Raw genomic sequence first — 7,385 nt, 5'->3', positions numbered from 1 at the left:
AGCGTCGTGGTACAAATATGTACCTATTTGGTAGATGTTGGGTATTTCGACAATAGAACGCGTTCTAGGGAGTGGTCAATGGGTGGACCGGAGAAGACGCCTGAAGAGGGACGCCCGAGGGGGAGGCAATCGCCTCCCACCGAACGGGTGGTTCAGGTGCTCGACTACCTCGTCGGCCGCCCTGATCAGCGGTTCGGGCTGTCGGAACTGGCCCGCGCGCTCGAGATCAGCAAGCCCACCTGCTTGGGAATCCTCACGGCGCTGGCTGATCGTGGATACCTGACTCGGGACGAGGTGTCGAAGACCTATGGGCTCGGTCCGGCCTTGATCGCGGCCGGACGTGCAGCTCAGCGAGGATTTGCCGTCGGACCCATTGCCCGCAGCCATCTGGAGAAAGTGAGCACGGAGTTCGGGACGACGTGCACGGCGTCCGGTGTGATCGGTGATCAGATCAGCGTTCTCGAAGTGACCGGACCGATCGGCGCGCGTCGCGCTGCCAAGGTCGGTCAGGTGTACCCGTTCGCTCCGCCGGTCGGGCTGATGTACGTCCTCTGGGGTTCGGATCACGACATGGACAGTTGGCTGAGCAAAGAGCCGAGCCTGCCGGTGCGCTTGGATCGCGAGCGTCTGTGGAACGTGGTCCGCGAGTGTCGGGCTGCGGGATATCTGGTCGAGAGTCTGGATCCCGTCGGGCAGCGACTGCACACGCTGATGGCGGGCGTAGCGACGCACGATCTTCCGCCGGAGGTGCGTGAACTGCTCGGTGAGATGGTGTCGAGCCTGGGCGAGAGGGTGTATCTCGGACGCGACATCAGCTCTGACGACGAGCATCCCGTCAGTCTCATCGCGGCCCCGACCTACGACGCCGAGGGGCATCAGGCCCTTGTGCTCACTCTGTATGTGGGTGGGGCGATCACGGGCGCCGAGATCGAGCGCCGCGCCGCGGCGCTGGTTGCGGCGGCGGATGCGGTGACGGCGGAAGTTGGTGGCAGGAGTCCGGTTCGCGGTCTGTGACGTCTGATTGCCGGTCATTGACCTTTGGGTAGAACGAGTTCTATTCTGTGATTGCGTTCAATTTAGAACCAGTCCGGTACATAAATGTACCGATGCGGAAATGGTGTTCCGCACGGAGTACGTGATGCTCAGGAGCGAAAGACATGGCAACACTCCAGACCCCGCCCGCCTACGAGTTGTCGCATCTGCGAGCACTCGAAGCGGAGGCGGTCCATATTTTCCGCGAAGTCGCAGCGACTTTCGAAAAGCCGGTCCTCCTGTTCTCCGGAGGTAAGGATTCCGTCGTGATGCTGCACGTAGCGGCCAAGGCATTCTGGCCTGCCCCACTGCCGTTCGCTGTGATGCACGTCGACACCGGTCACAATTTCGACGAGGTGATCGAATTCCGCGACCAGACGGTCGATCGCTTCAACCTGCGTCTTGTCGTCTCCAGCGTGCAGGACGACATCGACGCCGGACGCGTCATCGAGGACACCGGAGTCGGTTCCAGTCGCAATCGCCTGCAGACGCACGCGTTGCTGCGCGGAATTCGCGACAACAAGTTCGACGCCGTATTCGGTGGTGCTCGCCGAGACGAGGAGAAGGCGCGCGCCAAAGAGAGGGTGTTCAGCTTCCGGGACGAATTCGGGCAGTGGGATCCGAAGGTGCAGCGACCTGAACTGTGGAACCTGTACAACGGCAAACACCGTAAGGGCGAACATATTCGGATCTTCCCGCTCTCCAACTGGACAGAGCTCGACATCTGGCAGTACATCGAGAGCGAGCAGATCGACCTCCCCGGCATCTACTACGCCCATCGTCGCGAGGTGGTTCCACGCGACGGAATGTTGTTGGCACGCACCCGTTTCCTCGAGCTTCGCGCCGGCGAAGAGTCCTACGAGGCGTTGGTGCGCTTCCGTACGGTCGGCGACGCAACGTGTACCGGATGTGTCGAATCGTCGGCCGAAACACCGGGCGCTGTCGTGGAAGAAGTTGCGGCGAGCCGTATCACGGAGCGTGGCGCAACCAGAGCTGATGACCGGATTTCCGAAGCTGGCATGGAAGATCGTAAGAAAGAGGGGTACTTCTGATGCCGCAACTGCTGAGAGTCGCTACAGCGGGCAGTGTCGACGACGGAAAATCGACACTCATCGGCCGGTTGCTCTACGACTCCAAGTCGATCTTCGAGGACCAACTCGAGGCCGTGGAACGGAGCAGCCGAGAACGCGGCGACGAGTACGCCAACCTCGCGCTACTGACCGACGGATTGCGCGCCGAGCGTGAACAGGGCATCACGATCGACGTGGCCCACCGGTATTTCGCGACCCCTCATCGGAAGTTCATCATCGCGGACACTCCCGGGCACGAGCAGTACACCCGCAACATGGTGACCGGCGCGTCGACGGCCGATCTTGCCCTGATCCTGGTGGATGCTCGCAAAGGGGTGCTCGAACAGACGCGGCGGCACGCCTTCTTGTCCACTCTCCTGGGGATACCCCACCTCGTGCTGTGTGTGAACAAAATGGACCTCGTGGGCTGGTCTCAGGAACGGTTCGAGGAGATCAAGGAAGAATTCCGACAGTTCGCGATCAAACTGGACGTCCACGACCTGACGTTCATTCCGGTCTCGGCGCTGTTGGGGGACAACATCGTTGCCCGGACCGAGAACATGTCCTGGTACGACGGGCCTTCTCTGCTGCACCATCTCGAGCAGGTGCACATCGCGTCGGATCGCAATTTGATCGACGCGCGTTTCCCGGTGCAGTACGTGATCCGTCCGCAGAAGCAGACCGACGCCGACCTCCACGATTTCCGTGGATACGCCGGAACGGTGGCCAGTGGCGTCTTCAAGCCCGGCGACGAAATCGTGGCTTTGCCTTCAGGATTCACCTCGACGGTGAAGGCAGTCCACGGGCCGGGCGGTGACGTGATTGACGAAGCGTTTGCGCCCTCGGCCGTATGCATCGAGCTGACCGACGATCTCGACGTCAGCCGCGGGGACCAATTGTGTCGGCTCAACAACCGGCCGCAGGTCGGGCAGGAAATCGATGCGATGGTCTGTTGGTTGACCGAACAGACAACCCTGTCGGAGAACAATCGCTACTCGTTGCTGCACACCACGCGCTCCACGAAAGCGCAGATCGTCAAGCTCGACTACCGGCTGGACGTCAATTCTCTGCACCGCGACGAGAAGGCAGAATCTTTGTCCCTCAACGAGATCGGCCGCATCTCGATCAAGACGCAGCAGCCGTTGATGTTCGATCCCTACCGCCGCAACCGCGTGACGGGCAGCTTCATTCTCGTGGACGAGACCACGGGCAATACCGTCGCCGCCGGAATGATCAACGGTCCGACACTCAAGGAATCGCGCGTCGTCTGGCACAGCTCGGAGGTTTCTCGCGAGGAACGTGCGACTGCCGGCGCCACCGTCTGGCTCACCGGTCTCTCGGCCTCGGGTAAGTCGACGATCGCGGTGGAACTCGAGCGGCGGTTGGTGGCCGCGGGTATCCCGGCGTACCGCCTCGACGGCGACAACCTCCGGCACGGATTGAACGCGGATCTGGGATTCAGTGCCGATGACCGCGCCGAGAACGTCCGCCGAGTCGGCTCGGTGGCGCAGTTGTTCGCTGATTCAGGTGCAGTGGCAGTGGCCTGCCTGATAAGCCCGTACCGCGAAGATCGTGATCGAGTGCGGGCGGCGCACGAGGCCGCCGGGCTGAAGTTCGTCGAGGTCTACGTCGACACCCCGATCGAGCAATGTGAAGCCCGAGACCCCAAGGGCATGTACGCCAAGGCCAGGGCCGGGGAAATCACGGGATTCACCGGAGTCGACGATCCCTACGAAGCTCCGACAAGTCCCGAGCTGGTGATCAGACCCGAAGACGGAACGCCTACCGAACTTGCGCTGCGAATTATGGAAGTGTTGGACCGGTGAGCGAATCCACACACAGCAGAATCGCCGACGAGGCACTCGCGGCGGAATTGGCGCAGGCCGCCGGTGCGATCCTCCTGGGGATCCGAGCCGAGGGTCTGGGTGTCGACGACGGTCGGGAACTGGGTCGCCGGGGCGACAAGGCCGCCGATTCCTACATCCTCGACCGGTTGGCTGCCGAGCGGCCGGGCGATGCCGTGCTCTCTGAGGAATCTGCCGACGATCGCAGTCGTCTGGATGCAGCTCGGGTCTGGATCATCGATCCGCTGGACGGCTCCAAGGAATACGGCTTGCCGAATCATGCGGATTGGGCAGTGCACGTGGCGCTTTGGGAGCGCGGTAGCGGAATTACCGCAGCCGCGGTTGCTCAGCCGGCGCTCGGAGCGGTGTACTCCAGTGGCGACGAGGCAGCTTCGGTTGTCGCCAACTCGCCGCTCCGCGTAGTAGTCAGCGGATCGCGACCACCCGCATTCACCGAAGCGGTGGCAGCCGAACTCGGCGCCGACGTGGTGCACATGGGATCGGCCGGCGCCAAGGCGATGGCGGTGGTGCGCGGCGAGGTCGACGCGTACCTGCACGCCGGTGGGCAGTGGGAATGGGATTCGGCTGCACCCGTCGGCGTCGCACAGGCGGCGGGACTGTATTGCAGCCGCATCGACGGTTCGCCGCTGCTCTACAACGAATCTCATCCGTACCTGCCGGATCTCGTGATCTGCCGACCGGAGTTGTCGGAGTCGATCCTGGGCGCAATTGCCAAGCACTCCACGGAGTCTGCGGTCAGCGGACGCGTCGCCATGGCGCGTGAATACGTGAACGCATTGCTCACTCATGACGCAACGAAGGTCCGCTTCGCCGCCGACGCCTGGCGGGTCGAGAACGGTCAGCGAACCGGTGACAGCGGCGCCTTCATCAGCAACGAGCTCGAACAAGGCCAGCAATATCGCGGAATCGTGGCGATACGTGAACTCGCGCTGCGTGAGTGGGGCGAGAGCATCGTAGCCCGGTATCTGCTCGACCTCGGAACACCTGGCCAGGCACCGGCCGTCACGGTTTTCGTGACCGAGTACTTCGGGATACCGGCAGGCGAGATCGAAAGCATCCTGGCAATCATCGAACCCCACGAAGACGATTCGAAAGAGGCTGGCACACAATGACACCGGACAAGCTGGTCACCGAATTCTGCGCACTGTGGGCAAATGCCGATGTCGCGAAAATTGTCGACTACTTCACCGATGACGTCGTTTATCACAACATCCCGATGGAGCCCGTGGTCGGTCGCGAGGCCGTCCGGGCGTTCATCGAGCAGTTTGTCGGTGCCTTCGGCAACATCGACTTTCAGATCAAGCGTCAGGTCGCGGACGGCAACACCGTCATGAACGAGCGCATCGACGTCTTCACCATCAACGGCGCCGAGGTAGCGCTCCCGGTCATGGGGGTGTTCGAAGTCGAGGACGGAAAGATCAAAGCCTGGCGCGACTATTTCGACATGGCACCGATCAACGCGGCAGCCGGCCAGGCCTGATCGGGGCGCCTACTCCGCGATGACAGCGTGCGGGTAGTCCGCCGAACGGTGCTGGAAACGCGTAATGGCGGGATTCACGATGACGCCGTCACGGATTTCGATGGCGCGGTCGACGGTCTCGTCTGCCTTCCAGGCCGTCTCTCCTGCCATCACAGTGGGCAGGTAGGGAAGAAGTGATTCGCTGATCTCCCACGACGCGGAGTTCCACAGGTATGACGGACTGTGGTCGACACCGTAGTAGGTGATGTTGTCACCGACGATGAAGGTCGGCTCGGCAAACGAGGTGGGGCGAGCCCAACTGAAGCCCATGCCTTCGTCGCACGAGACGTCCACGATGAGGCTGCCGGGTTGGAAGTCCATGAGGTCTTCCTCGGTCAGGAACGTCAGTGGGGCGTCCGTGTTCTGCAGTACGCAGTTGACGACGATGTCGTGCTCGGCCAAGAAACCGGGCACCGGCACGCTGTGGTTGTCGAGCATGACGTGGCTGCCACGGACGTCACCGTTGTTGTTGTCGAACGAGACCATGCGCGCCGAGTGGATGGGGGAGCTGACGGCGGTGACTCCACGCTGGGTGAGGACGTCCACTTCGTGGATACCGTGCGCCTTGAGTGCTGTGACCGCGCCGCGTGCAGTGGCTCCGAAACCGATCACGGCAGCGGTGAGACGCCGGCCGTAGTCACCGGTGGAACCGATCAACTGCAGGGCGTGCAGTACCGAGCAATAACCGGCGAGCTCGTTGTTCTTGTGGAACACATGCAGATTGAACGATCCGTCGCTGTGCCAGAAGTTCATGGCCTCGAAGGCGATGAGAGTCAGTTTCTTGTCGATCGCGATCTGTGTCAGTTCGGTGTCCTGGACACAGTGCGGCCAGCCCCAGAGAACCTGACCTGATCGTAGCTCGGCGAGGTCACGCACCAACGGCTTCGGTAGCAGAACCACATCGGTTTCCGCCAAAATCTGCTTGCGCGTGCGGATTCCGGCAACGAGGCGCGAGAGGTAGTCGTCGGAGTAGCCGAAGGGGTGACCGTAGCCTTCTTCGAGGTAGATCCGAGAACGTAGTTCGGCATCGATGCGATCGAAATGCGCAGGATGGATCGGCAACCGGCGTTCTGCCGGTTTGCTCGACTGTCCGATGACTCCAAGGGTGCGTGCGTTGTTCAATTGTGTATCTCTCGATAGGAGCAGGTAGAGATGTCAGGCAGGAGCCTGAGGGACTAGCAGAAGCCGCAGAAACGCTGGCAGATTGCCTCGGCCAGGACCGCGTGAAAGCGTGCTGGCTGCGCTGCTGTCGATCGCCGACGGCAACAGAAAGGCGCGTCGGTATGTGCTCAGTCTAGTCCGGAACGGCCCTCGCCCGGTGGCCGGGCGCTGTGTCGTGCTCCGCTGACGTGTGGCTACTGCTCGCGCAGGCGTGAATCCAGTACGGCCAGTTGGATTTTGCTGGCGTCCGCGTGTACCTGACGTCCTTTGTCGGTGACGTCGACGAAGACTCCGCGCCGGTCGGCCTCGCACAGTGCTCGCTGAACCAGTCCGGCCTTCTCGAGTCGGGCCACGCTACGGGAGAGCGCGCTGGGACTCAGGTACATCTCCGAGGCAAGCTCCTGCATGCGTGGACGTTCGCACGTGGCGTCCATGAGTCGGTCGAGAGCCTCGAAGTCGCTCATACTCAGCCCATGCGCCGACTGCATCTGGCGATCGAGTTCGCACGCGATGTCGTTGTAGCTGGTCGACAGCGAGCGCCAGGTGTTGCGCAATTCGGATTCCGACGTCACGTCCGCATTCTAGTTGAAGACCGGATTACGTGCAATTGCATTAAATGCTTGTGCATTATGTGCATGTGCATCTATTCTCGCTGACGTGACTTGCACAGACTCGACACTCAAACCATTCGATTCGCCGGAATCCCCGGGTTCTACGGAATCCGCGGATCCGGCCACA

At 61.8% G+C, this 7,385-nt stretch carries 7 protein-coding genes; 5 read left to right on the top strand and 2 right to left on the bottom strand.

The genetic code is table 11. From position 1 onward, the window contains the following. Nucleotides 1-78 precede the first annotated feature (78 nt). The 5 genes from A2J01_RS15225 (at nucleotide 79) to A2J01_RS15205 (ending at nucleotide 5,447) form a co-directional block, all read left to right on the top strand. Nucleotides 79-1,014, top strand: a complete 936-nt coding sequence (locus A2J01_RS15225; RefSeq protein WP_064113025.1) for a helix-turn-helix domain-containing protein — start codon at nucleotides 79-81, stop codon at nucleotides 1,012-1,014. Nucleotides 1,015-1,157: 143 nt separating this feature from the next. Further along, nucleotides 1,158-2,084, top strand: coding sequence for a sulfate adenylyltransferase subunit CysD (gene cysD, locus A2J01_RS15220; protein WP_003941285.1), 927 nt, complete (start codon nucleotides 1,158-1,160; stop codon nucleotides 2,082-2,084). Next, nucleotides 2,084-3,928: an adenylyl-sulfate kinase gene (gene cysC / locus A2J01_RS15215; RefSeq protein WP_003941334.1), complete on the top strand. Its 1,845-nt coding sequence runs from the start codon at nucleotides 2,084-2,086 to the stop codon at nucleotides 3,926-3,928. Before cysD ends, cysC begins: the two co-directional genes overlap by 1 nt. After that, nucleotides 3,925-5,079, top strand: coding sequence for a 3'(2'),5'-bisphosphate nucleotidase CysQ (locus tag A2J01_RS15210; protein WP_064113024.1), 1,155 nt, complete (start codon nucleotides 3,925-3,927; stop codon nucleotides 5,077-5,079). The genes cysC and A2J01_RS15210 overlap by 4 nt, the downstream gene beginning before the upstream one ends. Beyond that, on the top strand, nucleotides 5,076-5,447 hold the full coding sequence (locus A2J01_RS15205) for a nuclear transport factor 2 family protein (RefSeq protein WP_054781941.1): 372 nt from the start codon (nucleotides 5,076-5,078) through the stop codon (nucleotides 5,445-5,447). The genes A2J01_RS15210 and A2J01_RS15205 overlap by 4 nt, the downstream gene beginning before the upstream one ends. A 9-nt stretch (nucleotides 5,448-5,456) precedes the next feature. On the opposite strand, the gene A2J01_RS15200 is transcribed toward A2J01_RS15205, so the two are convergent. Both A2J01_RS15200 and A2J01_RS15195 read right to left on the bottom strand, forming a co-directional pair. Then, nucleotides 5,457-6,608: a N(5)-(carboxyethyl)ornithine synthase gene (locus tag A2J01_RS15200; protein ID WP_003941354.1), complete on the bottom strand. Its 1,152-nt coding sequence runs from the start codon at nucleotides 6,606-6,608 to the stop codon at nucleotides 5,457-5,459. A 233-nt stretch (nucleotides 6,609-6,841) separates the two neighbouring features. Next, nucleotides 6,842-7,219, bottom strand: a complete 378-nt coding sequence (locus tag A2J01_RS15195; protein WP_003941367.1) for a MarR family winged helix-turn-helix transcriptional regulator — start codon at nucleotides 7,217-7,219, stop codon at nucleotides 6,842-6,844. Nucleotides 7,220-7,385 lie beyond the last annotated feature (166 nt).

The sequence above is a fragment of the Rhodococcus sp. EPR-134 genome (assembly GCF_001647205.1).
In the GTDB taxonomy this organism is placed as follows: domain Bacteria; phylum Actinomycetota; class Actinomycetes; order Mycobacteriales; family Mycobacteriaceae; genus Rhodococcus_F; species Rhodococcus_F qingshengii.
This window is presented reverse-complemented; position numbering and strand designations above follow the sequence as displayed.

Bases quoted from the DNA above. Each gene is read 5' to 3' on its own strand.
- A2J01_RS15225 (WP_064113025.1), top strand. From the start codon at position 79: ATGGGTGGACCGGAGAAGACGCCTGAAGAGGGACGCCCGAGGGGGAGG.
- cysD (WP_003941285.1), top strand. From the start codon at position 1,158: ATGGCAACACTCCAGACCCCGCCCGCCTACGAGTTGTCGCATCTGCGA.
- cysC (WP_003941334.1), top strand. From the start codon at position 2,084: ATGCCGCAACTGCTGAGAGTCGCTACAGCGGGCAGTGTCGACGACGGA.
- A2J01_RS15205 (WP_054781941.1), top strand. From the start codon at position 5,076: ATGACACCGGACAAGCTGGTCACCGAATTCTGCGCACTGTGGGCAAAT.